The sequence below is a fragment of the Duganella zoogloeoides genome, assembly GCF_034479515.1.
GTDB lineage: Bacteria > Pseudomonadota > Gammaproteobacteria > Burkholderiales > Burkholderiaceae_D > Rugamonas > Rugamonas zoogloeoides.
In genome coordinates this window covers 2,364,681-2,389,387 of the sequence record NZ_CP140152.1, presented here as the reverse complement: position 1 = coordinate 2,389,387, position 24,707 = coordinate 2,364,681, and the positions used below count along the sequence as shown (strand labels likewise).

The 24,707-nt window shown below is 63.9% G+C and carries 21 protein-coding genes; 10 read left to right on the top strand and 11 right to left on the bottom strand.

Going from position 1 to position 24,707, the window contains the following annotated elements; translation table 11 throughout:
• Positions 1–22: 22 nt before the first annotated feature.
• The 4 genes from mfd (at position 23) to SR858_RS10560 (ending at position 5,723) form a co-directional block, all read left to right on the top strand.
• Complete coding sequence (mfd, locus tag SR858_RS10575; RefSeq protein WP_019920750.1) at positions 23–3,469, top strand: transcription-repair coupling factor; 3,447 nt, start codon at positions 23–25, stop codon at positions 3,467–3,469.
• A 102-nt stretch (positions 3,470–3,571) separates the two neighbouring features.
• Positions 3,572–4,414 (top strand): phosphoserine phosphatase SerB, encoded by an 843-nt coding sequence (gene serB / locus SR858_RS10570; protein WP_019920749.1) that lies wholly within the window; start codon positions 3,572–3,574, stop codon positions 4,412–4,414.
• Positions 4,415–5,305, top strand: coding sequence for an alpha/beta hydrolase family protein (locus SR858_RS10565; protein WP_019920748.1), 891 nt, complete (start codon positions 4,415–4,417; stop codon positions 5,303–5,305). It abuts the gene before it with no gap.
• A 55-nt stretch (positions 5,306–5,360) separates the two neighbouring features.
• A complete protein-coding gene (locus tag SR858_RS10560; protein ID WP_019920747.1) occupies positions 5,361–5,723 on the top strand; it encodes a DUF4870 family protein in 363 nt (120 codons plus the stop codon).
• Here SR858_RS10560 and SR858_RS10555 read toward each other — a convergent pair.
• The 5 genes from SR858_RS10555 to rimO form a co-directional block, all read right to left on the bottom strand.
• Positions 5,720–7,162, bottom strand: a complete 1,443-nt coding sequence (locus SR858_RS10555; RefSeq protein ID WP_019920746.1) for a UdgX family uracil-DNA binding protein — start codon at positions 7,160–7,162, stop codon at positions 5,720–5,722. The two genes, SR858_RS10560 and SR858_RS10555, sit on opposite strands and share 4 nt — an antisense overlap.
• Entirely contained in the window at positions 7,159–8,388 is a 1,230-nt protein-coding gene (locus SR858_RS10550; protein WP_019920745.1) for a putative DNA modification/repair radical SAM protein, read from the bottom strand. Before SR858_RS10550 ends, SR858_RS10555 begins: the two co-directional genes overlap by 4 nt.
• A 44-nt stretch (positions 8,389–8,432) precedes the next feature.
• Entirely contained in the window at positions 8,433–9,491 is a 1,059-nt protein-coding gene (gene hisC / locus SR858_RS10545) for a histidinol-phosphate transaminase (protein WP_019920744.1), read from the bottom strand.
• Positions 9,488–10,657, bottom strand: coding sequence for a cystathionine beta-lyase (locus SR858_RS10540; protein ID WP_019920743.1), 1,170 nt, complete (start codon positions 10,655–10,657; stop codon positions 9,488–9,490). The genes hisC and SR858_RS10540 overlap by 4 nt, the downstream gene beginning before the upstream one ends.
• Before the next feature lie 80 nt (positions 10,658–10,737).
• Complete coding sequence (gene rimO / locus SR858_RS10535) at positions 10,738–12,141, bottom strand: 30S ribosomal protein S12 methylthiotransferase RimO (protein WP_322534548.1); 1,404 nt, start codon at positions 12,139–12,141, stop codon at positions 10,738–10,740.
• Positions 12,142–12,317: 176 nt separating this feature from the next.
• On the opposite strand from rimO, the gene motA reads away from it, so the two are divergent.
• Entirely contained in the window at positions 12,318–13,175 is an 858-nt protein-coding gene (gene motA, locus SR858_RS10530; RefSeq protein ID WP_019920741.1) for a flagellar motor stator protein MotA, read from the top strand.
• 99 nt (positions 13,176–13,274) lie between these two features.
• On the opposite strand, the gene phaR is transcribed toward motA, so the two are convergent.
• Both phaR and phaC read right to left on the bottom strand, forming a co-directional pair.
• Complete coding sequence (gene phaR / locus SR858_RS10525) at positions 13,275–13,838, bottom strand: polyhydroxyalkanoate synthesis repressor PhaR (protein WP_019920740.1); 564 nt, start codon at positions 13,836–13,838, stop codon at positions 13,275–13,277.
• A gap of 197 nt (positions 13,839–14,035) precedes the next feature.
• Positions 14,036–15,751, bottom strand: coding sequence for a class I poly(R)-hydroxyalkanoic acid synthase (gene phaC, locus SR858_RS10520; protein WP_019920739.1), 1,716 nt, complete (start codon positions 15,749–15,751; stop codon positions 14,036–14,038).
• A gap of 49 nt (positions 15,752–15,800) precedes the next feature.
• Between phaC and SR858_RS10515 the strand changes: the two genes are divergently transcribed.
• A complete protein-coding gene (locus tag SR858_RS10515; protein WP_019920738.1) occupies positions 15,801–16,010 on the top strand; it encodes a hypothetical protein in 210 nt (69 codons plus the stop codon).
• A 3-nt stretch (positions 16,011–16,013) separates the two neighbouring features.
• Here the strand turns inward: SR858_RS10515 and pgeF are convergent, their stop codons facing one another.
• Both pgeF and SR858_RS10505 read right to left on the bottom strand, forming a co-directional pair.
• Entirely contained in the window at positions 16,014–16,802 is a 789-nt protein-coding gene (gene pgeF, locus SR858_RS10510) for a peptidoglycan editing factor PgeF (protein ID WP_019920737.1), read from the bottom strand.
• Positions 16,803–17,855, bottom strand: a complete 1,053-nt coding sequence (locus SR858_RS10505) for an RluA family pseudouridine synthase (protein ID WP_019920736.1) — start codon at positions 17,853–17,855, stop codon at positions 16,803–16,805.
• Positions 17,856–17,921: 66 nt separating this feature from the next.
• On the opposite strand from SR858_RS10505, the gene SR858_RS10500 reads away from it, so the two are divergent.
• Positions 17,922–18,728 (top strand): outer membrane protein assembly factor BamD, encoded by an 807-nt coding sequence (locus tag SR858_RS10500; RefSeq protein ID WP_026637084.1) that lies wholly within the window; start codon positions 17,922–17,924, stop codon positions 18,726–18,728.
• 150 nt (positions 18,729–18,878) lie between these two features.
• Here the strand turns inward: SR858_RS10500 and yaaA are convergent, their stop codons facing one another.
• A complete protein-coding gene (gene yaaA, locus SR858_RS10495; RefSeq protein ID WP_019920734.1) occupies positions 18,879–19,649 on the bottom strand; it encodes a peroxide stress protein YaaA in 771 nt (256 codons plus the stop codon).
• A 32-nt stretch (positions 19,650–19,681) separates the two neighbouring features.
• On the opposite strand from yaaA, the gene SR858_RS10490 reads away from it, so the two are divergent.
• From SR858_RS10490 to SR858_RS10480, 3 genes are read left to right on the top strand one after another with little or no spacing between them, the layout of a single operon-like run.
• Complete coding sequence (locus SR858_RS10490; RefSeq protein ID WP_019920733.1) at positions 19,682–20,113, top strand: putative toxin-antitoxin system toxin component, PIN family; 432 nt, start codon at positions 19,682–19,684, stop codon at positions 20,111–20,113.
• A 54-nt stretch (positions 20,114–20,167) separates the two neighbouring features.
• Positions 20,168–21,352: a pyridoxal phosphate-dependent aminotransferase gene (locus tag SR858_RS10485; RefSeq protein ID WP_019920732.1), complete on the top strand. Its 1,185-nt coding sequence runs from the start codon at positions 20,168–20,170 to the stop codon at positions 21,350–21,352.
• Between the two features lie 9 nt (positions 21,353–21,361).
• Positions 21,362–22,303, top strand: coding sequence for an HD-GYP domain-containing protein (locus SR858_RS10480; RefSeq protein ID WP_019920731.1), 942 nt, complete (start codon positions 21,362–21,364; stop codon positions 22,301–22,303).
• A gap of 9 nt (positions 22,304–22,312) precedes the next feature.
• On the opposite strand, the gene SR858_RS10475 is transcribed toward SR858_RS10480, so the two are convergent.
• Positions 22,313–24,610, bottom strand: coding sequence for a PEP-CTERM sorting domain-containing protein (locus tag SR858_RS10475; RefSeq protein ID WP_154819789.1), 2,298 nt, complete (start codon positions 24,608–24,610; stop codon positions 22,313–22,315).
• Between the last annotated feature and the right edge of the window lie 97 nt (positions 24,611–24,707).

The following is a 24,707-nucleotide window of genomic DNA, read 5'->3' as shown; positions in this document are numbered from 1 at the left end:
GCTCACCAGCGTCCACCTCATTGTGTCCCTAGTCCTCGCCAACTCCATTCCAAAACCGGGCAACCGCTTTGCCCTGCCCACCCTGCACGGCTCCTCGGATGCGTACGCGCTCGCGCAAGCGGCGCTCGCCCTCAAGGCGCAAGGCCGCATGCTGGCCGTGATCACGTCCAGCGCGGCGGACGCCCAGCGCCTGCGCGACGAAATTCCATGGTTCGCGGGCGACGAAGTGCGCTGCCACCTGCTGCCGGACTGGGAAACGCTGCCCTACGACGCCTTCTCGCCGCACCAGGACCTGGTGTCCGAGCGCCTGGCCACGCTGCACGAAATCTCCAGCGGCCAGTGCGATGTGATGCTGGTGCCGGCCACCACCGCGCTGGTGCGCATGGCGCCGCCGTCGTTCCTGGCGGCGTACACGTTCTTCTTCAAGAAGGGCGAGTCGCTCGACGAAGCGCGTTTGAAGTCGCAACTGACGCTGGCTGGCTATACCCACGTCACGCAGGTGATGTCGCCCGGCGAATACTCGGTGCGCGGCGGTCTGATCGACCTGTTCCCGATGGGCTCCGCCCTGCCCTACCGGCTCGACCTGTTCGGCGACACGGTGGAAACCATCCGCACTTTTGACGCCGACACCCAGCGCTCGCTGTACCCGGTCGGTGAAGTGCGCCTGCTGCCGGGCCGCGAATTCCCGATGGACGAAGCGGCGCGCACCACGTTCCGCAGCCGCTGGCGCGAATATTTCGAAGGCGATCCTTCGCGCTCGGTCGTTTATAAAGACATCAGCAGCGGCATCGCCTCGGCCGGTATCGAGTACTACCTGCCGCTGTTCTTCGAAGAGACCGCCACGCTGTTCGACTACCTGCCCGACGGCGCCGCGCTGGCCCTGGTCGGCGACATCGACGCCGCCATCAAGCGCTTCTGGGCCGATACCACCTCGCGCCACCGCTTCCTGAAAGCCGATCGCGAACGCCCGATCCTGCCGCCCGACATGCTGTTCCTGTCGGACGAGCAGTTCTTCACCCTGGCCAAGCCGTATGGCCGCATGGTGATCTCGAAAGACCCGGACCAGGGTGCATCGGAGCTGTCGGCGCCCATCCCGAACATCGCCGTCAACCGCCACCTGGAAGACCCGCTCACCAACCTGCGCAGCTATCTGCTGCAGGCGGGCACGCGGGTGATGATCTGCGCGGAGACCAACGGCCGCCGCGAAACGCTGCAGCAGTACTTCAGCGAGTACGACCTGGCCCTCACGCCGGTCGAAGGTTTCGAAGGCTTTGCCACGTCCGACGCCAAACTGGCGCTGGGCGTGGCGCCGCTGCACGCAGGCTTCGAACTGGCCACGCCGGCCGAACGGCTGGTGTTCATTACCGAGACCGAGCTGTATGCGGGTTCCGGCCGCCGGGTGGGCAAGAAGAAGCAGGAAGCGGTCACGCAGGTCGAATCGATGGTGCGCGACCTGTCCGAGCTGAAGATCGGTGACCCCGTGGTGCACGTCAATCACGGCATCGGCCGCTACATGGGCCTCACCAGCATGGACCTGGGCGAAGGAGAGACCGAATTCCTGCACCTGGAATACGCCAAGGACACCAAGCTGTATGTGCCGGTCTCGCAGCTGCACGTAATCTCGCGCTACTCGGGCGCCGCGCCCGAAGACGCACCGCTGCACACGCTCGGTTCCGGCCAGTGGGAAAAGGCCAAGCGCCGCGCGGCCGAACAGATCCGCGACACCGCTGCCGAGCTGCTCAACCTGTACGCCCGCCGCGCGCTGCGCCAGGGCCACGCGTTCGAATACTCGGCGCACGACTACGAGCGCTTCGCCGAGAGCTTCGGCTTCGACGAAACGCCCGACCAGCAGGAGGCGATCAATAACGTCATCCGCGACATGACGTCCGGTAAACCGATGGACCGCCTGGTGTGCGGCGACGTCGGCTTCGGCAAGACCGAAGTCGCGCTGCGCGCCGCGTTCATCGCGGTCATGGGCGGCAAGCAGGTGGCGATTCTCGCCCCGACCACGCTGCTGGCCGAACAGCATGCGCAAACCTTTGCCGACCGCTTTGCCGACTGGCCGGTGCGCATCGCCGAGATGTCGCGCTTCCGCACCGGCAAGGAAATCAACCAGGCCATCAAGGGCATGGCCGACGGCACGCTCGATATCGTGATCGGCACCCATAAACTGCTGTCGGACGATGTGAAGTTCACGCGCCTGGGCCTGGTCATCATCGACGAGGAACACCGCTTCGGCGTGCGCCAGAAGGAGGCGCTCAAGTCGCTGCGGGCCGAAGTCGATGTGCTCACGCTCACCGCCACGCCGATCCCGCGCACGCTGGGCATGGCGCTCGAAGGCCTGCGCGAGTTTTCCATCATCGCCACCGCGCCGCAAAAGCGGCTGGCCATCAAGACGTTCGTGCGCAGCGAGGGCGAGTCGATCATCCGCGAGGCCTGCCTGCGCGAGCTCAAACGCGGCGGCCAGGTGTACTTCCTGCACAACGAGGTGGAAACCATCCAGAACCGCCTGGCGATGCTCACCGAATTGCTGCCCGAGGCGCGCATCGCGGTGGCCCATGGCCAGATGCACGAGCGCGACCTTGAAAAAGTGATGCGCGACTTCGTGGCGCAGCGCTACAACATCCTGCTGTGCACCACGATTATCGAAACCGGTATCGATGTGCCCACCGCGAACACCATCATCATGCACCGCGCCGACAAGTTCGGCCTGGCGCAGCTGCACCAGCTGCGCGGCCGCGTGGGCCGCTCGCACCACCAGGCGTATGCCTATTTGCTGGTCACCGACGTGCAGGGCCTTTCCAAGCAGGCGCAGCGCAGGCTCGATGCCATCCAGCAGATGGAAGAACTGGGCAGCGGCTTCTACCTGGCCATGCACGATCTCGAAATTCGCGGCGCCGGCGAAGTCCTCGGCGACAACCAGTCCGGCGAGATGACCGAAATCGGCTTCCAGCTGTACACCGACATGCTGAACGAAGCGGTACGTTCGCTCAAGGCCGGCAAGGAACCGGATCTGGCTGCCCCGCTGTCCACGACCACCGAAATCAACCTGCACACGCCGGCACTGCTGCCGTCCGACTTCTGCGGCGACGTGCACGAACGGCTGTCGATCTACAAGCGCATGGCCAACTGCACGGTCCAGGACAAGATCGACGATTTGCAGGAAGAGCTGATCGACCGTTTCGGCAAGCTGCCCGACCCGGTCAAGGCGCTGATCGAAACCCACCGCCTGCGCATCGCCGCCAAGACCGTGGGCATCATCAAGATCGACGCCCACGGCGAAGCGGCCAGCCTGCAGTTCATGGCCAAGCCGCCGATCGACCCGATGCGCATCATCGAACTGATACAGAAAAATCGCCAGATCAAGCTCGCCGGCCAGGACAAACTGAAGATTACGGCCGCCATGCCGGACCTGGCTGCGCGGGTCGCCCAGATCAAAGGTGCAATTAAACAACTCACTGGCAACTAATCAAGGGTTGACCGCACGCGCCTAAGGTCGTACCTTAAACACGCATTACCCGAACACCGAAGCCTACAACCCGTACGAACAATGACAATAGCCACAAAATCCATGAACCTGGTATTACAAGGGCGCGACGACTGCCGCGCACGACTCGAACGCATTGCCGCACTGACGGCGCCGCAGGCGCTCACGTGGCTGAGCGACCGCGCCGTGCGCTGCGAAGGCATTGCGTTCTCGCCGGCGCTGCGCCAGACCATCGAAGTGGCCGCCAACGCCGCCCAGCTCGACGCCACCTATACCATCGGCGTGCAGAAAATGACCGATTTCAAACTGGTGGCGATGGACATGGATTCCACCCTGATCACCATCGAGTGCATCGACGAAATCGCCGACATGCAGGGGTTGAAGGCGCAAGTCTCGGAGATTACCGAGGCCGCCATGCGCGGCGAACTCGATTTCGCCGCCAGCCTCACGCGCCGCGTGGCGCTGCTCGAAGGCCTCGACGCTTCCGCACTCGACCGCGTGTACGACGAGCGTCTGAAGCTCTCGCCCGGCGCGGAAGCCATGCTGCAAGCGGTGCAACAAGCCGGCCTGAAAACCCTGCTGGTTTCCGGTGGATTCACCTATTTCACCAACCGCCTGAAACAGCGTCTCAATCTTGACTACACCCACGCCAACGAGCTTGAAATCGTCGACGGCAAACTGACCGGCAAGGTGGTGGGCGCCATCGTCGATGCCGAAGCCAAGCAGCAAACCGTGGAACGCGTATGCGCGGAGCTGGGCATTTCACCATCGGACGCGATCGTCATGGGCGACGGCGCCAACGACCTGAAAATGATGAGCATTGCCGGCATGTCGGTGGCGTTCCGCGCCAAGCCGGTGGTGCGCGAGCAGGCCAGCGTGGCGCTCAACTTCGTGGGGCTCGACGGCATCCTGCCGCTGCTGGCATAAATGGCGGTTTGCGGCTGCCGCCTGCTCGAGGTGGCAGATACCGTGCAGCAGGCGATGATCCCCCTCGCCTTGCTGTATCCGGCCGGGGGCGTGGAAGCGACCGAACAATTCGGTCCGTATTCGCTCGAGGTGGCGCTCAATGCTGCGCCGGTGGGTGGGCCGCATCCGCTGGTGGTGGTCTCGCACGGCAATGCCGGCACGCCGTGGGCGTACCGCGAGCTGGCGAAACACCTGGTGCAATCGGGTTACATCGTCGCCCTGCCCGCCCATACCGGCAACACGCGCCATAACAACAACCGCGCCAACACCGCCGCCAACCTGGCCAACCGGCCGCGCCACATCACGCTGGTCATCGACGCCGCCTACGACCAGCTGAAAGACCATTTGATCGCGGACCGCGTCGCCGTCATCGGCCACTCGATCGGCGGCTACACGGCGCTGGCGGTAGCCGGCGGCAAGCCGTGGACCGGGCCATACGAGCGCAAGACCAATCCGCCGCAGCCGGTGCCGGTAACGCCCGACGACCGGGTGCGCGCACTGGTGCTGCTGGCGCCAGCCACCGCCTGGTTCCGTCCCGAAGCACTGCGCACCGTGCGGCTGCCGATCCTGATGATCACCGGCGACCGGGACGTCAACACGCCGGTCGAACACGCGTTCAACGTACTCGATGGCGTGGCCGACCGTGCCCAGGTGGTCCACAAGGTATTTGATGGTGCGGCCCACTTCTCGTTCATGAGCAAATTCCCGCCCGAGATGACCAAGCCGGAGTTCCATCCGTCGCAGGATCCGCCCGGCTTCGACCGCGGCGCCATCCAGGCCGAGTTGTTCGCCGATATAGACATGTTCTTGCAACGTGCGGTTGGTACGCCACCGCACAATGAAACTCGGTGAACACCGGGCGATTCCGCTATACTTTTGACACCATTGTCACTTTAAAGGAATCGCCATGTCGCAGGAATTGATACTCGATGGTCGTGACAGCTCGGCCAAGACCACCGCCTGGTGGCTGTACATCGTGCATGCCGTGAGCTTCATCTTTTCGCTGGGCCTGTTCTCGGTGATTCCGCTGGTGATCAACTATGCGCAGCGCCCCGGCACCACCGGCACCTTCGTGCACAGCCATCACACGTGGATGATCCGTTCGTTCTGGTGGTACGTGGTATGGGTGGCCGTCGGTGCGCTGGCATTCATCACCATCATCGGCATTCCGCTGGCGTACCTGGTCTGGCTCGGCGCCTGGCTGTGGAAAGCCTACCGCCTGATCGCCGGCTTCATGCGCCTCAGTAACAACGAAGCGGCCGCCGTCTAACGCCCGACCAGTTGCAGCGCCTGGCGCAGGCCTTCGACGATCACGCCGTAGGCCTGGCGCCGCGCCGCTTCATCGGGCGCGCGCAGTACGTATGACGGGTGATAGACGGTGACCACCCAGCGCCCGTCGTGCTGCACCGGCGCCGGGTGGCCATCGTTCATCATCGACGTCATGGTGGCCGAGCCGTCCTGCAGCAGCGATTTCAGCGCGGTGCTGCCCAGCGCCACCACCACTTGCGGTTGTACCCGTTTCAGCTCCTCTTCCAGCCACAGGTGGCACGCGGCCACCTCGCGCTGCGCCGGCGTCTTGTGCAGGCGCCGCTTGCCGCGCGGCTCCCACTTGAAATGCTTGACGGCGTTGGTCAGATAAATGCTGTCGCGGTCCACCCCGGCCTCCTGCATCGCCTGTTGCAGCACCGCGCCGGCCGGCCCCACGAACGGCAAACCCTGCAAATCCTCCTGGTCGCCCGGCTGCTCGCCGACGAGCATGATGCGCGCCTGCGCCGGTCCTACGCCAGCCACGACCTGGGTGGCATTTTCCCATAGCGTGCAGCGGCGGCACTGATCGAGCGACGTGGGTACCTCGCGCTGCGGCTGCGCGCGTTCCGGTGCGATCGGGATGCTGGTGGCGCCGCCGCGCTGGCCCACGGTGCCGGTCTGGCCGGTGCGGCGCTCGCCGTTGTTGGCGGCGGTGACCATGGCCGGCACGATCGCGCCTTCCGGTAAATTCTTCCAGAACCGCGACGGGATATGGCTGCGCAGCAGGTCGGCATTGACGCGCGCCGGGTTGAAGATGCTGCGGTAATAGGTGAGCCACAGCGCCTCGCCGGCGTCCTCGATATCGGCTGCGGTGCGCAGCAGCGACGGCGCTTCGATCAATTTTTCGCCGTCCCACAGGATGGCCTGGTTCGGCGTGGCGATCATCCAGGTGATGGGCCCCATGCGGCGGGCGAAATGGCGCGCCACCTGCGGCAGTACGTCGTGGGTGGGTTCGAACCAGGCCACGAAGCGCGGGGCGCCGTCCTGCTCCTTGCGCTCGCGGAAGCGCACGTAGGCATGCATGTCGTGCTGCTCGCGGTGCACGGCTTTGGCCATCGCGTACAGGCGGGCGCCGTCGGCATCGGCCGGCGACACCACGTCGCGCTCGCCCAAATGCCAGCGCCAGATCACCTTGTATAAAAACGACCAGCGGTCGAGCGCATTGAAACAGGCGGCGTCCTCGATCATGTCCATCAGCTGGCGCGGCAGGCGCAACTCGGTGCCCGGCGGCGGCGCAGCCTTGAGCGCCGCCGCGCCGGCCTGGGAGCCGAAGCCGGAGAACAGGTCGCCGTCTTCCGGCTCGCTGGCCCACTCCACGTACTCGGGCGCGATGCTGCGCGCCACCAGGTCGCGTGCGGCCGTGCGCCATTCGGCAAACGTCTGGACCACCCTGCGCGTCATGCCGCTTGCAGCTCCGGCCACAGGTTCATTTGCTGGGCCGGCACGGCCATCGCCCGGCGCAGGTGCTCGGACGGCCCTGCGTCGTTGACCGGGATGTAATCGGCCGTGATGATGAACGGCGAGATCTTCTTCATGCTGCACTTCAAGCGCGTAAGGTCCGCGTAGCGCACCTGGCGCAACCGGCGCAGATCGACGATGCGCTGGGCGTTGCGCAGGCCGATGCCGGGGATGCGGGCGATCATGTGCGGCTCGGCGCGATTCAGGTCCATCGGAAAGTGTTCGCGGTTGGCCAAAGCCCAGGCCAGCTTGGGGTCGATGTCGAGCGCCAGGTTGCCGGTCTTGGGCAGCAGCTCATCGACCTGGAAGCCGTAGCTGCGCAATAAAAAGTCGGCCTGGTACAGGCGGTGCTCGCGCATCATGGGCGGGGGCGCCAGCGGCACGCTTTTCGGGCTTTGCGGAATGGGGCTGAAAGCCGAGTAGTACACGCGTTTGAGCTTGTAGCTGCCGTACAGGGTTTCGGCGGTTTTCAGGATTTGCTGGTCGTCGCTGGCGTCGGCCCCTACGATCATTTGCGTGCTCTGGCCGGCCGGCGCGAAACGCGGCGACTTCGGCTCTTCCGCTTTTTCGTCAAGCTTGCGGCGGATCGAGCCCATGGCCAGCTTGATGGTGTGGACGCTCTTTTCCGGCGCGAGCTTTTGCACGCTGTCCTGCGTCGGCAGCTCGATATTGACGCTGAGGCGATCCGCGTAGCGGCCGGCGGCGGCGATCAGCGCCGGGTCGGCGTCCGGAATGGTTTTCAAATGGATGTAGCCACGGAACTGGTGCACCTCGCGCAGCTCGCGGGCGATCTGCACCAGCTGTTCCATCGTGTAGTCGGCCGACTGGATGATGCCGGAACTGAGGAACAGGCCGTCGATGTAGTTACGCAGGTAGAAATCCTTGGTGAGCTTGACCACCTCGGCCACCGTGAAGCGCGCACGCGGCACGTTGGACGTGCGGCGGTTGACGCAGTACTGGCAATCGTACAGGCAGTAATTGGTCAGCAGGATCTTGAGCAGCGAGACGCAGCGCCCGTCCGGCGTATAGCTGTGGCAGATGCCCATACCGGTGGTGGCGCCAAAGCCGTCTTTGCCCACCGAATGGCGCTTGGGCGCCCCGCTGCTGGCGCACGAGGCGTCGTACTTGGCCGCATCGGCCAGGATTTCCAGTTTGTCCGTCAGTTCCATGATCCACTCCGCAACTGTATATTCATACAGTATATCAGAATGGATCAGGCTAGCAGCGTCTTCAGTGCATCGACCAGTGCCGCGCATTCGGCATCCGTACCGATCGAGATACGCAGGAACTGGTCGATGCGCGCCTGCTTGAAGTGGCGCACCAGGATCGCCCGCTCGCGCAGGCCGGCGGCAATCGTCACCGCGTCATGCTGCGGATGGCGCACGAAGATGAAATTGGCGCGCGACGGCAGCACCTCGAAGCCCAGCGCCAGCATCTCGGCGGTGAGCCACGCACGCGTGGCGATGACCGCGCGCGCCGTCTGCTGCGCGTAGTCGACGTCGTCCAGCGAGGCAACCGCGCCGGCCTGCGCCACCTGCCCCAGCGGGTAGCAGTTAAAACTGTTTTTTACGCGCTCGAGGCCCGCGATCAAATCCGGGTGACCGACCGCAAAGCCCACCCGCAGGCCGGCCAGCGAATGCGATTTCGACAGGGTCTGGATCACCAGCAGGTTGTCGTAGCGGTCCACCAGCGCGCTGGCGCTTTCGCCGCCGAAGTCCACGTAGGCTTCATCGACCACCACCACCTGGTCCGCGTGCGCCAGCAGCAGCGCTTCGATCTGCGCCAGCGACAGGGCAATGCCGGTCGGCGCATTGGGGTTGGCGACGATGATGGCGCCGCACGGTGCGTTGTAATCTTCGACGTCGATCTCGAAGCGGTCATTCAATGGCACCTGCACGGCAGTGATGCCATACAGGCTGCAATACGTGGCGTAAAAACTGTAGCTGATGTCGGGGCACAGCAGCGGCAGTTCGTGCTTGAGCAGCGCGTGGAAGGTGTGGGCCAGCACTTCATCGGAACTGTTACCGACAAAAACCTGCTCGCGCCGCACGCCCAGGCGCCGCGCCACCGCATCCTTGACCGCCAGGTTGGCCGGATCGGGATAGCGGCGCAGGTCGTCGTCCACGGCGGCCTGCATGGCGGCGACTGCTTTCGGCGACGGGCCATACGGGTTCTCGTTGGTGTTCAGCTTGATCAGGCCGGGCATGCGTACCTGCTCGCCCGGCGTGTACGGCGTCAGGCCATGGACTACTTTGCTCCAGAAACGACTCATTTCATCAACTCCAATGCTTGTTCAATATCGGCGATCAGGTCATCGGCGCTTTCCAGGCCGATGTTAAAGCGCACCAGGATGCCCTGGTCGCTCCAGTTCTTGCGCATGTGCGCGATGCGGTACGGGACCGCCAGGCTGTTGGCGCCGCCCCAGCTGTAGCCGATGCCGAACAGCTGCAAGGCATCGATGAAGCGGTCGGTCTGTTCTTCCGTGTAGCGCGCGTCGAACAGCACCGAGAACAGGCCGCCGGCGCCGGTAAAGTCGCGCTGCCAGGTATCGTGGCCCGGGCAGTCGGCCAGCGCGGGATGCAGCACGCGGGTGATCTCGGGACGGGTTTTGAGCCACGCCGCCACCTTGCGCGCGGACTTGTCGTGGGCGTCGAAACGCAGGCGCATGGTGGGCAGGCCGCGCAGCACCAGGTAGGCGTCGTCCGCACCCACACCGAGGCCCAGGCGCATGTGGGCCAGGCTCAGACGGTCGTGGATGGCGCGGTCGCGCGTGATGACGGCGCCCATCAATACGTCCGAGCCGCCCGACTGGTACTTGGTCAGCGCCTGCATGACGATGTCGGCGCCGTGCTCGAAACCGTTGAAGGCCAGGCCGGCCGCCCAGGTGTTATCGAGTGCGACCAGCACGCCGCGCGCATGGGCGGCAGTGCAGATGGCCGGCAGGTCGGGCACTTCCATCGATACCGAACCGGGAGCCTCGGTCCAGATCAGTTTTGTGTTCGGCAGTATCAGTTCGGCGATGCCGGCGCCGACCAGCGGGTCGTAATAGCGCGCGGTGATGCCGAAGTCGGCTTCCAGCCAGCGCCCCAGTTCGCGGTTGGGGTTATAGACGTTATCGGGCAACAGCACGTCGTCACCGGTCTTGAGCAGCGCAAAGTCCACCATGGCGATCGCCGCCAGGCCGCTGGGCGCCAGCAGGCACTGGGTGCCGCCCTCGATGTCGGCCAGCCGGGCTTCCAGCGTAAAGGTGGTGGGCGTGCCGTGCAGGCCGTAGGTATAGGCGTTCTTGTCCTTCCACTCGCCCGAGCGCAGCGCAGCCACGTTTCCGAACAGCACCGTGGAAGCATGGTGGATCGCGGTGGGGAATGCACTGAAACCTGCTGGAGGACGGTAGTCGGAGTGGATCAGGGCGGTCTGCGGGGATTTTTTGGTGGTCATCAAAGGAGCAAGCGAATAAAAAAAGGCGGAGCATCGAGATGATCGATGCTCCGCCCGTATTATAGCCGCCCCGCAGCAGCTTATTGCGCCTCGCCCCACAGGTCATGCGCGTCGGAAGTCGTGATGCGCACATCGACGAACTGGCCGACGACCAGCTTCTTGTGCGGCTCGTACGGTGGCTTCACGTACACCACGCCGTCGATTTCGGGCGCATCGGCTGCCGAGCGACCGACGCCGCCAGTGCGGTTGACCTCATCAATCAGCACGCGCACGGTCTTGCCGACCTTGGCCTTCAGGCGGTTCTTCGAGATTTCTTCCTGCAGCAGCATCACGCGGCCACGGCGTTCTTCGCGCACTTCCTCCGGTACCGGGTTGGCCAGTTCGTTGGCGGTGGCGCCTTCCACCGGCGAATAGGCGAAGCAGCCAAGGCGGTCGATCTGCGCTTCCTTGAGGAAGTCCAGCAGGTACTGGAACTCTTCTTCGGTCTCGCCCGGGAAACCGGCGATAAAGGTCGAGCGGATGGTCAGGTCCGGGTTCATCTTGCGCCAGGCCAGGATGCGGTCGAGGTTTTTCTCGCCGCTGGCCGGACGCTTCATGCGCTTCAACACGTCGGGATGCGCGTGCTGCATCGGGATGTCGAGGTAGGGCAGCACGTGCTCGCCCATCATCGGGATCACCTGGTCCACGTGCGGGTACGGGTACACGTAGTGCATGCGCACCCAGGCGCCGTGCGACTTGGCCAGCTCGCCCAGCGCTTCCATCAGCTGCGTCATGTGGGTCTTGATCGGGCGGCCGTTCCAGAAGCCGGTGCGGAATTTGACGTCAACGCCGTAGGCCGAGGTATCCTGCGAAATCACCAGCAGTTCCTTGACGCCGGACTTGAACAGGTTTTCCGCTTCCAGCAGCAGCTCGCCGATCGGGCGCGACACCAGGTCGCCGCGCATCGACGGGATGATGCAGAACGAGCAGCGGTGGTTGCAGCCCTCGGAGATTTTCAGGTACGCGTAGTGCTTCGGCGTGAGCTTGATGCCTTGCGGCGGCAGCAGGTCGATGAACGGCTCGTGCGGCTTGGGCAGGTGGAAGTGGACCGAGTCCATTACTTCGGCCAGCGCGTGCGGGCCGGTCACGGCCAGCACCTTCGGGTGCACCTTCATGATGATGTCGTCGCCGGCGGCGTCTTTTTTCGCACCGAGGCAACCGGTCACGATGACTTTACCGTTTTCGGCCAGCGCTTCGCCGATGGCGTCGAGCGACTCCTGCACGGCCGCGTCGATGAAGCCGCAGGTGTTGACGATCACCAGGTCGGCGCCGTCATAGGACTTGGCAGTCTCGTAGCCCTCGGCGCGCAGCTGGGTCAGGATTTGTTCGGAATCGACCAGCGCCTTGGGGCAGCCGAGCGAGACAAAGCCGACTTTGGGCGCCGCACCGCTGATGGTGGTGGCTGCTGCAGGCTTGGTGATACGGGAAAGTGGTTGCGATTGCATGTTGGGTGTCATGAAGATGCCGGGCAATCGGGCATTATACCCGATCGCACTTGCTGCAGAGAAGCCCTCACCACCGCGCACGCCGAATCGATGTTGGATCCATGCTCATCTGTATATCTTTCCATACTGCAAGATGGTATCGTGATGCCTTGTCGGAATTCACGATTGGACCTTCCATGGCAGTTATTGTTGGCATCGTTATCGCCCTGGGCGCGATATTTGGCGGCTTTGCGCTCGAGGGCGGCCACCTGGCGCCCTTGTTCCAGCCCTACGAATTCATGATGATTGCCGGCGGCGCACTGGGCGCCTTCGTGATCGCCAACGATGGCAAGTCGCGCCAGGCCGTGTACGACGCTTTGCCCTCGCTGTTCCAGACCGCGCGCCAGACCCGCGCCCTGTACGTGGACCTGATGAGCCTGATGTTCGAGCTGCTGACCAAGGCCCGCCGCGAAGGCCTGATGGCAATCGAGAACGAAATCGACAACCCGCAGAGCAGCCCGATCTTCCTCAAGTTTCCGCTGGTGATGGCCGATCCCCACCTGGTAGAATTCATCACCGACTACCTGCGCCTGATCATCAACGGCAATATCGACATTTATCAGATCGAAAACCTGATGGACAACGAAATCGACGTCCATCACCAGGACGGCGAACTGGCGATCAACGCCATCCACAAGGTGGCAGAAGCGCTGCCCGCTTTCGGCATCGTGGCTGCCGTGATGGGCGTGGTCCACACCATGGCCTCGGTCGGCCTGCCCCCGGCGGAACTGGGCAACCTGATTGCCGCCGCGCTCGTGGGCACTTTCCTCGGCATCTTGCTGGCCTACGGCGTGTTCGGCCCGATCGCCAGCCTGCTCGAACGCAAGCTGCAAGAATCGACCGGCGTGCTCCAGTGCGTAAAAGTCACCATCATCGCCAGCCTGAACGGCTATGCGCCGTCGCTGGCGGTGGAGTTCGGCCGCAAGGTGATTTCAGCGAAGCAACGGCCGTCGTTTGCGGAACTGGAGTCGATTTTGCGGCCGGGGAAACGCTGAGTCGGGAATTACCGATTTAACCTCAGACAAAACGCTCAAGCAAAAACGGCACAGTAGCCAACGCCACTGTGCCGTTCAAATTCCACTAACGCGGAAAGATTACTTCTTGTCGGTGGGCGGTACCACCGGGCCGAACGGGAAGGTGCCGAACAGGGTCTTGCTCTGGTTCTGCATCTGCTCCTGCATCTGCACGAACAGGCTTTTGCTCTGGTCGATGTAGTTGTTCATCATGCCTTGCATCATCGGGCCCTGGACGTTCATGAACTGGGTCCACATTTCCGGGCTAAACGCTTTACCGTCAATTGCGCCGGGGGTGGTGCCGGTGAATTTGCGCTGGATATCGGTGAAGGCCTGGACATTCTTTTCCAGGTACGACCCCATCATGCCCTGCATGGCGTGGCCGTAGAAGCGGATGATCTGTGACAGCACGTCGCTCGAGAACATCGGCGCGCCGCTGGCCTCTTCTTCCAGAATGATTTGCAGGAGAATGCTGCGGCTCAGATCTTCGTTGGTCTTGGCATCGACCACGGTGAATACTTCGTTATCGAGCACCAGCTGCTTGACGTCCGACAGCGTGATGTAGGAACTGGTCTGGGTATCGTACAGACGACGATTCGGGTATTTTTTGATCAGGCGGTCAGCATTTTTTTTCGCACTACTCATCACAAGTCCGTTTTTATTGCGCCGCAGCGCGTCTCCAACAATTCGAAACAAAAAGCGAACTTCGGTCCGCTTTTCACGTGCCTACTTGATCCTATTATAGAGGGGAAAGTAGAAAGATTGCAGAAACTCGCAATAGTGCTGGCATTTATTGCAACGCAACCAATAGCCGAGTCCGGTAGTCTGGCAGTTCCCCGTGGTCAGCCCTTGGCTTTGACGTAACGGCCGGGCGCCGCCTCGATCGCGGTGTAGCGGGCGTTGCCGGGCTTGGCCTTGGGCTTGACCTTCTTGCCGCCATGCTGGGTCAGGAACCCGGCCCATTGCGGCCACCAGCTGCCCGGCACTTCCTGCGCGCCATCGAACCAGGCCTGGGCATCGGCGGCGCCACCGTCGTTGATCCAGTAGCTGCGCTTGTTCTTGGCCACCGAGTTGATCACGCCGGCGATATGGCCGGACGCGCCCAGCACGAAGCGGTTGGCGCCCGGCTTGCCCTGGTTGAGGATGTCGAGCGAACCGTACGCCGACATCCACGGCACGATGTGGTCTTCGCGCGAACCGTAGATGAAGGCCGGGGCGTCGATCAGGCCGAGGTCGATCTTTTCGCCGGCCACCGTCAGCTTGCCCGGCACTTTCAGGCTGTTTTCCAGGTAGGTGTTGCGCAGGTACCAGCAGAACATCGGGCCCGGCAAATTGGTGCTGTCCGAATTCCAGAACAGCAGGTCAAACGCCGCCGGCTCATTGCCTTTGAGGTAGTTCGACTGCACATAGTTCCATACCAGGTCGTTCGGACGCAGGCTCGAGAAGGTCGAGGCCAGGTCACGGCCCGGCATCAGGCCGCCATCGCGCAATTGCTGTTCACGCAGCGCGACCTGGGTTTCATCGACGAAGACGTCGAGCACGCCGGTGTCGCTGAAGTCGAGGAAGGTGGTCAGCAGGGTCAGGCTGGCCGCCGGGTGCTGGCCACGCGCCGCCAGTACCGCCAGTGCGGTGGCAACGATGGTGCCGCCCACGCAGAAGCCGAACATGTTCAGCTTGTCCTGGCCGCTGACGTCCTGGACGATGCGGATCGCTTCGATCACGCCCTGCTCCACGTAGTCGTCCCAGGTGGTGCCGGCCAGCGACTTGTCCGGATTGCTCCACGAGATCAGGAACACGGTGTTGCCCTGCTCCACCGCGTAGCGCACCAGCGAATTTTCCGGTTGCAGGTCGAGGATGTAGAACTTGTTGATGCACGGCGGCACCATCAACAGCGGGCGCTGGCTGACCGTCGGCGTGGTCGGCGTGTACTGGATCAGCTGGAACAGCGGATTTTCGTAAATCACGGTGCCCGGGGTAATGGCCAGGTTGCGGCCCACTTCAAAGGCCGATTCGTCCGACAGCGAGATATGGCCCTTGTTGATATCGCCCAGCATATTGACCAGGCCACGCGTCAGGCTCTCGCCCTTGGTTTCAATCAGTTTTTGCTGCGCTTCCGGGTTGGTGGCGAGGAAGTTCGCGGGCGACATGGCATCAATCACCTGCTGCACGGCAAAGCGTATTTTCTGCTTTTGCTGGGGTGCGGTGTCCACCGCCTCCACCATGGCACTGAGGAATTTGGCGTTGAGCAGGTAAGATGCGGCATTGAAGGCCGACATCGGATTGCCCTGCCAGGCTGCCGAGCTGAAGCGGCGGTCGCTGACGGCTGGCGCCTTGCCAGCCAAAAAATCCTGCCACAACGCGGTGAAGTCACGCAGATAATCGTTTTTCAGCTGCTCCATCGCTTCCGGTTTGAGCGCAACGCCGATATCCTGCAACATGGTGGCCATCGGGTTCGCCTCGGTGGTGGGCGCCTTGCTGAACCAGGATTGCCATTGGCTGGGGTCGCCCACCTGGGACATCCAGGCGTTGGCAATGGCTTGCGGATCGGGCAAATTCATGTGTGATTCCCTAAAAAAATATTGAATATCTCTTAACCTGGGTTGCTACATGCTGATTGTTGCTATTGCGTGGATTTACGTCGTGGGACTGATGGCGCTCACCGAGCCGACCATCGTCGCGGGAATTGTAACGTTTTTGTTCTATTGCGTGCTGCCGCTGGGGACCTTGATTTACATCGCGGGAACGGGCAAGAGAAAAGCACGCCGCAAAGCGGCGGAACAGGCGGCGCGAGACGCTAAAAAGTCCAGCGCTACCTGATACTTATTTGAGCCAGATCAAACTTGCCTGGCGTCCGGTGACGCCGTCGCGACGGAACGAATAGAAGCGCCCGGAATTGGCCACCGTGCAGTATTCGCCGCCATGCACTTGCGCCACGCCGGCGCGCAGCATGCGATGCCGGGCCAGCGCGTAGATGTCGGCCAGGAACTTGCCCGGCCGGTGTTCGAGTGGCGTAAACGCTGCCGTCACGTGCCGCACGCTTGAATCGTCAGGTGCGGTTTGCAGAAAGGCCTGGCGCACATCGCCGCCCACCTCGAACTGGTAGGCGCCGATGGCCGGCCCCATCCAGGCCATCAAGTCGCCGGCGCCCGCTGCGCGCATCGCTGCGATGGTGTTTTCCAGCACGCCAGCGGCCAGGCCGCGCCAGCCGGCGTGGGCGGCAGCCACGACGGTGCCGCGCGTGTCGCAAAACAGCACCGGCAGGCAGTCGGCCGTCATCACCACGCACACCTTGCCGGCGATGGTGGTCATGCTGGCGTCCGCCTCGGGCACTTGCTGCGGCCCGACCTTGCCCAGGTCGACCACGGCCGTGCCGTGCACTTGCGCCAGCCACGCCGGGGCGTCGGGCAGCATCTCGCGCAGAATCTGGCGGTTGCGGGCGACATTGTGCGGCTGGTCGCCCACGTGGGTGCCCAGGTTGAGGCCGCCCTGCCCCATGCCGTCGTCATACGGCGCAGGGCTCACGCCGCCGCGCCGCGTGGTGGACAACATGCCCACGTTGGCGGGCAGGCCCGGCCAATGCGGCACCAGCCATTGTGGATTGCTGTTCATTTAGTGCTGGTCCGGTTCGGCAATACCGGCCTGGGCGATCAGGCCGGCGAAATCTTCAGCCAGCGGCACGACCCACTCGCACGGCTCGCCGGTGGCCGGATGGACCAGGCCCAGGCGGCGCGCTTGCAGCGCCTGGCGCGGGAAGACGTTGGACAGGTGCTGCTTGCCGTAGGTGGTGTCGCCCACCAGCGGGAAACCGATCGACATCATGTGCACGCGAATCTGGTGGGTGCGACCAGTTTCCAGGCGGCACTGCATCAGGCTGACCGGACGACGATCGAGGTCGCCGCTGGCCAGCAGTTCGTAGTGGGTAATGGCCGGCTTGGCGCCCATGCTGGTCGAGACCGCCATCTTGATGCGGTCTTTCGGATGGCGGCCCATCGACGCGTCGATGGTGCCGCTGATGCGCGGCGTACCCCACACCAGCGCGAAATATTCGCGCTTGACGGTGCGCGCGGCCAGCTGGCGCACCAGGTCGGTCTGCGAGGCCAGGGTTTTGCCGACGACCATCAGACCGCTGGTGTCCTTGTCGAGGCGGTGGACGATGCCGGCGCGCGGTACGCCGGCCAGTTGCGGGCAGTGGAACAGCAAGCCGTTGAGCAGCGTGCCGCTCCAGTTGCCGGCGCCCGGGTGGACCACCAGGCCGGCCGGCTTGTTAATGACGATCAGGTGGTCGTCTTCAAAAACGATGTTAAGTTCTACCTGTTCCGGTTTAAAAGCCTCGTCTTCCGGCGCTGGTTGGGGCAGAATGACGATCTTCTCGTCGCCGTAGACCGTATCCTTGGTGCTTTTTGCCGGTTTGCCATCAACGCTGACGAAGCCGTCGGTAATCCACATCTGCAGGCGGCCGCGCGAAAATTGCGGCACCAGGCCCGAGATGACCTTGTCGAGGCGCTGGCCGCACGCGTCAGGCGTGAGTTCCAGTTCGATCGGCGCCAGGCTGTCATCCTCGTCGCCATCGGCGTCGAGGACAATGGCGGTGTCGAGGTCGGAGGGATCGAGGGCGAGTTCGGTGGAGGATTCGGTCGAATTCGGCTTTGGAGTTAATATCACAGCATTCCCATCGGCTATAATCAGCCTATTGTAAAACTTTGGTTAAACAGCTTCTTGCAAAACAACATGCAAAAAAAATTATCGGTAGTCGCAGCAACGTTAGTGATGCTTAGTTTGTCGGCGTGCGGAGTGTTCTCGGACAAGACGGACGAAACAAAGGGCTGGACCGCTTCGAAATTATACTCGGAGGCGACCGAAGAACTCGAAGGAGCGCACTACGAGCGCGCAATTCAGCTGTACGAGCGCCTCGAATCGAGCTATCCGTTCGGTACCTACGCCCAGCAGGCGCAGATGCAGATCGCCTATGCCTACTACAAGTCGCAGGACCAGGCGCAAGCGCTGGCAGCGGTCGAGCGCTTCATCAAGCTGCATCCCAATCACAACAACGTCGATTATATGTACTATCTGCGCGGCTTGGTCAACTTCAACGACCAGGTTGGCTTGTTGAACTTTGTCTACGAGCAGGACGTCACCGAGCGCGACCCGAAGGCCACGCGCGAGGCGTACGCGGCGTTCAAGCAGCTGGTGGACAAGTTCCCTAACAGCAAGTACACGCCGGACGCCCGCCAGCGCATGCGCTACCTGGTCAACGCCATGGCGTCGTACGAAGTGCACGTGGCGCGCTACTACTACCGTCGCGGCGCCTACCTGGCAGCGGCCAACCGCGCCATGGGCATCATGGACGACTACCGCGATTCGCCATCGATCGAGGAAGCGCTGTTCATCATGATCCGCAGCTACGACAAGCTGGGCATGACCGAACTGCGCAACGACACCGAACGCGTCTTCCGCCTGAACTACCCGAACAGCAAGTTCCTCGACGAAGGCAAGAAGGCCGAGCGTCACTGGTGGAAGTTCTGGAGCAGCAAATAAATACCGATCGCGGTTGAGCCGTCATCCCCGCGAAAGCGGGGATCCATGGAGCGCATGCGCAGCCTGGCTGCTGGTCACTATGGCGATATTCACAGGTTCTATGGATCCCCGCGTACGCGAGGATGACGGATCTGCCGCCTTTACACCGATTTACTCCGCCACCTTCCGCCGGAAAATCCACGTCGTCTCGCTTGAATCCTGCGCATCGAACGCGTACCCGTCCACGTCGAATTTTTTCAGTTTTTGCGGGTCGCTCAGTCCCTTGACGGTGGCGTAACGCGCCATCAAACCGCGCGCGCGCTTGGCGTAGAACGAGATGATCTTGTACTTGCCGCCTTTATAGTCCTCGAACTGCGGCGTGATCACCGGGATATCGAGCTGCTTCGGTTTGACCGACTTGAAATATTCTTCGGATGCCAGGTTGACCAGCGCTTTCGCGCCCTGCTCGGCCGCCAGCGCATTGAGCGCGCGGGTCTGGGTCTCGCCCCAGAAGTCGTACAGGTTCTTGCCGCGTGACGTAACCAGGCGCGTGCCCATTTCCAGCCGGTGCGGGTGGATCAGGTCGAGCGGACGCAGCATGCCGTACAGCCCGGACAGGATGCGCACGTGGGCCTGGGCGTAATCGATCTGTTTGGCGCTCAAGCTGTAGGCGTCGAAGCCGGCATAGACGTCGCCGTTGAAGGCCATGATGGCCTGGCGGCCTTCGGCCGTGTCCTTGGTCCACGAGGCGTAACGGCCCACGTTGAGCGACGACAGCTTGTCGGACAGGTCCATCAGCTCGCCGATCTGGTCAGGCGAAAATTCGCGCAGGCGCTCGATCAGCAGGGCCGACTGGTCGAGAAACGCAGGTTGGGAAACTAACTTGGTCGTGGGAGGGGTTTCGAGGTCGAGACTTTTGGCGGGCGACAGCACTATCAACATATTCTGATTAACCTATTTACTGAACTTCCGACATGATACCCGTTCCCCGCATCATCATCGACACCAACGTCTGCCTCGACCTGTTCGTCTTCAGGGACCCGCGCTGGGCCGCGCTGCTCGATGCGCTCGAGACCGGCAAGGTCGAAGCCGTCACCCGCGCCGACTGCCGCGACGAATACAATATCGTGCTGCACTACAAGCATCTGCCGCTCGACGACGACAGCCGGCCGCTGGCCGCCGCCCGCTTCGACCAGTTGATCCGCGTGGTGGCGCCGGCCGAATCGGGCGTGCGCCTGCCCGTGTGCACCGACCGCGACGACCAGAAATTCCTCGAAGTGGCGCGCGACGCCCAGGCCAGCGTCTTGATCACCAAGGACAAGGCGCTGCTCAAGCTGGGCAAGCGCCTGGTCAAGGCCGGCATGTTCAAGGTGGTGGTGCCCGAGAAGTGGTCGCTCGAAGGGTGACGCACACGCGCTGACCTGCGCTAGAATAGGCGATCTGCCCACCACATCGCCGACATGACTAGCAGCCAACCCAGCAGCAGCACCATAGACTCCCCCGTCCTTGCCAGCCGCCTGCCGGCCGTCGGCACCACCGTGTTTACCCGCATGTCGATGCTGGCCGCGCAAGTGGACGCCGTCAACCTGGGCCAGGGCTTCCCCGATTTTCCATGCGAACGCAGCCTGCTCGATGCCGTCACGGACGCGATGCAGGCCGACTTCAACCAGTATCCGCCCATGAGCGGCGTGCCGGCTTTGCGCGCGGCGATTGCCGCCAAGATCGCCCATTTGTACGGCCAGCAGTACGACGCCAACGACATCACGATTACCGCCGGCGCCACCCAGGGGCTGACCACCGCCATCCTGTGCTGCGTGCACCCGGGCGACGAAGTAATCGTGATCGAACCCGTGTACGACAGCTATGTGCCGGCGATTACCCTGGCGGGCGGCACCGCCGTATGCGTGCAGATGGACATGCGCGCCAGCGGCTACACGGTGCCGTGGGCCAAGGTGGCAGCCGCCGTCAGCAGCCGCACCCGGCTGATCGTCATCAACACCCCGCACAATCCCACCGGCAGCATCTTGCGCGGCTCGGACATGCATGCGCTGGCCGACATCGTGCGCGGCACCAATATATTGATCCTGTCCGACGAGGTGTACGAACACATGGTATTCGACGGCCAGCGCCACGAGTCCGTGTGCCGCCACCCGGAACTGGCAGCGCGCGCGTTCGTGGTGTCGTCGTTCGGCAAAACGTACCATGTCACCGGCTGGAAGATCGGCTACGTGGCCGCGCCGCCCGCGCTCACGGCCGAGTTCCGCAAGGTGCACCAATACAATGTGTTCAGCGTGAATACGCCGATGCAACATGGCATCGCCAGCTACATGGCCGATCCGCAGCCGTACTTGCAGCTGCCGGCGTTTTACCAGCGCAAGCGCGATTTGTTCCGCGATGGCCTGGCCGGCACCCGCTTCGAATTGCTGCCGGCCGACGGCACGTATTTCCAGTGCGTGCGCTACGATAAAATTTCGTCGCAGACCGAGGCCGAATTTGCCGAGTGGCTCACCACCGAAATCAAGGTGGCGGCAATTCCCGTTTCGGCGTTCTACCAGCACGGCATCGAGTCGGGCATCGTCCGCTTCTGCTTTGCCAAGCAGGACGCCACGCTGGCGCTGGCCCTGGCGCGCCTGGCCGCCATCTAGGAGCCCGCCATGGCCGACCTCGATCCTGGTACGCCATCGGCCTCGGTGCTGCACCTGCTCAATGTCTGCAACCGCCGGCTCGAACACCTGCTGGAAAACCTGCGCAACGAACCCGATGCCGAGGGCGCGTTGCGGCAGATTGCCGCCGACGTGGTCCACGCCGTCGAGCAACACGCGGACATTGCTCTGGCCGCCATCCTGCTCAACCAGATCGCCGGCAGCTACGCCGTGCGCCACTGTATCGAAACGGCCGTGGTCGTCGTGGTCATGGCGCGCCGGCTCGGTAAAACCGGCGCCGACACGCTGACCCTCACGGCTGCCGCGCTGACCATGAACGTGGGCATGCTGCGCCATCAGGACACGTTCCAGGACAAGCACACGCCGCTATCGAGCGAAGAGCTGGCCGTCGTACGGCGCCACCCCGAAGATTCGGCCAACCTGCTGCAATGCGCGGGCGTGCAGGACGACGATTGGATTTCATGCGTGCTACTGCACCACGAAAACGACGACGGCAGCGGCTATCCGGCCGGTATCGCCAGCCCGGAAGTGACGCTCAACGCCAAGCTGCTGAGCCTGGCCGACCGGTATTGCGCGCAAGTGTCGGCCCGAAACTACCGGCGCTCGATCCTGCCCGACGCCGCCATCCGCAACCTGCGCGAAGACCGCGCCAGCCCGGTCGATCCGGAACTGCTGGCACTCTTCCATGACGAACTGGGCGACTATCCGCCCGGCTGCCTGGTGCGCTTGCATGGCGGCGAAATCGGCGTGGTCACCCGCCGAGGCAGCAACGGTGCGGCACAGGTGATCTGCCTGCGCGATGCGGCCGGCGTGGCAGTTGCCGCCGAAGCCAGACCGCTGCCGGCCACGGCCATCGCCGCAGCGATCACCGAAGACGATGCCGACACCCGCTTCAGCATGAAGCAGGTATGGGGCGCGCAAGCCAGCCTGTAGCCACTGCCGTCACCCCTTGCGCCGGCGCGCCACCATCGCCAGCGTACCCAGGCCCAGCAGCATCGCCAGCCAGGTGGACGGTTCCGGCACCGGCGATACGCCCATCACGTAACGGAAGCCATAGCCGGCAGCATCGCCACCGAAGGCGCTGCCGTACCACTGGGTGGCGATGGTCAGGTTTTGCAGCCCGCTGCCCAGCAGCCCGAGGTCAAGCAGGCGGTCGGTGAAGAACGGCGTGAGCTCGTCAACGAGCAGGGAGCGCGTGAACAACAGCGTGCCGTTATTACTGACAGAAAAATTGAGTCCAAGGTCACCGCCTGACTGGCTTGGCCCACCGAACAAACCCACGAGCAAACGCTGGCCGTCTGCGGTCGCGAACGTATATTGCGTCTCGCTGGTCGATACCAGCGCCATAGTGTTCGAGGAATAGGCAAACGCTCCGGCGCCCAGCCAGCTGGCATCGGTGGCGGCCAGGGTCGGGCTGGCACCGAGCAAGCCGGCGACGTCTGCCTGGGCCGGCAAGCCGGTCGCAGACGACACCAGCGCGGTACTGCCATCGCTGGCCGGCAAGCCCTGCAGCACGCCGCCAACGCTGACGTCGCTGACCACGCTGGCGTCGCGCGACAGCGCCCACAGCTGGTTATAGGTGGACACCCTCAAGCCGGCGCCGCTGGCGCTGGCGCGGCTCTCCAGCATGCCGCCGTAACCGCCCGGGCTGCTGATGCCGGTCGCCACCGCCCGGGCGCCGCCCTTGCCCACACTGGATGCCTCGGCCAGGACCCTGTATTCGCCGTACGGGACCAGGCTTTCCTGGATGGCCTGGGCGTAGCTGGAACCGCCTGCGGCTGTAGTGATGGCGCTGGCCCTTACCTCCGGATTGACAAACGGTTCGTCGGATGAATACGACGAGTAGGAGCGGGCGCGGGCCGTCACGGTGACCACGCCGCTGCCGGACTGGCCGCTGGCCGCCGCCGTGGCGCCGCCGCCGGTCGGTATCACGCCGTCCAGGTTCGGCGCGCCGCCTACTGCCAGCGCCGTGATGGCGACATTGCCGCTGCCGCGCGTGGCACCGGTGGCAACGCTGGAGGCGCTGGCGCCCCCTGCACAACCGTTGTAGCAGCTGCCGCTGTCCCAGCCGTCGGCGCCACGCGCTTCGCTGACACCGATGATGGCGCCGTTTCCGCGCAGGATCAGGGTAGCGCTGTTGTTGGCCTGGTAGTCCGCGCCGCCGGTCGCCAGCGCCCGCCCCGTGACCGCGGCGTTGCCCGCGGCAGCGCCGCTGTAACCGGCATCGACGTCAACGCTGGCAGCGCCGGCAGAATTAAGGCTGCCCCGCGCGGTCGAGGTGATATCCACCACCACCGCTCCCGTCGTCACTGCCCGCGCCACGCTGGTGGCCACCGCGCTGCCAGCGCCGTGGCCGTTGATGGCAGTGGCGCTGCCGGTTGCACCCGCGCCGCGCAGTTCGAGTGTGGCGTCGGCCGCACCCACCTGCCCCCAGCCGGTATAGGCGCTGCCAGCGTCGCCGCCGGTGGCCAGCACTGCGCCATTGACAGTGCCGGTGCCAGCCAGCGCCAGGATGGCGCTGGCATTGCCGCCAGCGCCGGGATTGAAAGTGAGCCCATATGCCGTGGGCCGGCCGCTACCGCCGCTTCCGCCCTGGGCAATGACCTGGCCGCTGGCGGCGCCGGCTGCAGACACCGCGCTCGCCGTGGCATGGGCGGCACCGCCTTCGCGACTGACGCCTCCGCTGCCGCCGGTCGCTTGCGCCAGGACGCGGGCGACGCCTGCGCCGGTGGCGGCCCGAGCAGCGCTGGTCGCGGCGCCACCGGTGCCGCCCTCGCCCACCCCGAGCATGCAGCAACCGTCGGCGCCGCCCTGGGCGCCATTGCCGCCAAGCGTGACCGTGGCGGCGCTGACGGCGCCTCGCGCGCGCTGCGCTGCCAGTGCGCCATTGGCAGCACCGCCGGCGCCGCCGGCGCCACCCAGGCCTTGTGGCGGCGGCCAGTCGTCCGCAGGCCAGGGCATCTGCGTGTAGCCGTCGCCACCGGCGCCGCCATGGCCGCCAGTGAGCGTGAGTACGTTGTATGCATCGCTGCTGACGACGGCGAACTGGACGCTTTCGCCTGCCACGCCATCGCCACCGTGACCGGTGGCCGGTGGCTGCGCCGGCGCACCGGCAGCACCAGCGGCGCCCACGCGCACGGTCTGGCCGGCCTGGGCAGAATCGGCGGCAACGGCCATCAGCAGCGACACCAGCAAGGGAGACAGGGCGCGATAGCTTACCGCGGGGAGGGGGCGGAACATTTGCATGGCTTGCCTTTTAGTAGGATGGAACAACGGCAGGATGTATTTTTATTATTACGAATATGGTAATTCAATTAGAAAAGTTATAATTTCCCTT

Bases quoted from the DNA above. Each gene is read 5' to 3' on its own strand.
- SR858_RS10555 (WP_019920746.1), bottom strand. From the start codon at position 7,162: ATGACGCGCAGGGTGGTCCAGACGTTTGCCGAATGGCGCACGGCCGCA.
- SR858_RS10560 (WP_019920747.1), top strand. From the start codon at position 5,361: ATGTCGCAGGAATTGATACTCGATGGTCGTGACAGCTCGGCCAAGACC.
- pgeF (WP_019920737.1), bottom strand. From the start codon at position 16,802: ATGAACAGCAATCCACAATGGCTGGTGCCGCATTGGCCGGGCCTGCCC.
- SR858_RS10480 (WP_019920731.1), top strand. From the start codon at position 21,362: ATGGCCGACCTCGATCCTGGTACGCCATCGGCCTCGGTGCTGCACCTG.
- SR858_RS10540 (WP_019920743.1), bottom strand. From the start codon at position 10,657: ATGACCACCAAAAAATCCCCGCAGACCGCCCTGATCCACTCCGACTAC.
- SR858_RS10565 (WP_019920748.1), top strand. From the start codon at position 4,415: ATGGCGGTTTGCGGCTGCCGCCTGCTCGAGGTGGCAGATACCGTGCAG.
- SR858_RS10550 (WP_019920745.1), bottom strand. From the start codon at position 8,388: ATGGAACTGACGGACAAACTGGAAATCCTGGCCGATGCGGCCAAGTAC.
- serB (WP_019920749.1), top strand. From the start codon at position 3,572: ATGAACCTGGTATTACAAGGGCGCGACGACTGCCGCGCACGACTCGAA.
- phaC (WP_019920739.1), bottom strand. From the start codon at position 15,751: ATGAATTTGCCCGATCCGCAAGCCATTGCCAACGCCTGGATGTCCCAG.
- SR858_RS10490 (WP_019920733.1), top strand. From the start codon at position 19,682: ATGATACCCGTTCCCCGCATCATCATCGACACCAACGTCTGCCTCGAC.
- SR858_RS10485 (WP_019920732.1), top strand. From the start codon at position 20,168: ATGACTAGCAGCCAACCCAGCAGCAGCACCATAGACTCCCCCGTCCTT.
- rimO (WP_322534548.1), bottom strand. From the start codon at position 12,141: ATGCAATCGCAACCACTTTCCCGTATCACCAAGCCTGCAGCAGCCACC.
- SR858_RS10475 (WP_154819789.1), bottom strand. From the start codon at position 24,610: ATGTTCCGCCCCCTCCCCGCGGTAAGCTATCGCGCCCTGTCTCCCTTG.
- hisC (WP_019920744.1), bottom strand. From the start codon at position 9,491: ATGAGTCGTTTCTGGAGCAAAGTAGTCCATGGCCTGACGCCGTACACG.
- motA (WP_019920741.1), top strand. From the start codon at position 12,318: ATGGCAGTTATTGTTGGCATCGTTATCGCCCTGGGCGCGATATTTGGC.
- yaaA (WP_019920734.1), bottom strand. From the start codon at position 19,649: ATGTTGATAGTGCTGTCGCCCGCCAAAAGTCTCGACCTCGAAACCCCT.
- phaR (WP_019920740.1), bottom strand. From the start codon at position 13,838: ATGAGTAGTGCGAAAAAAAATGCTGACCGCCTGATCAAAAAATACCCG.
- SR858_RS10500 (WP_026637084.1), top strand. From the start codon at position 17,922: ATGCAAAAAAAATTATCGGTAGTCGCAGCAACGTTAGTGATGCTTAGT.
- SR858_RS10515 (WP_019920738.1), top strand. From the start codon at position 15,801: ATGCTGATTGTTGCTATTGCGTGGATTTACGTCGTGGGACTGATGGCG.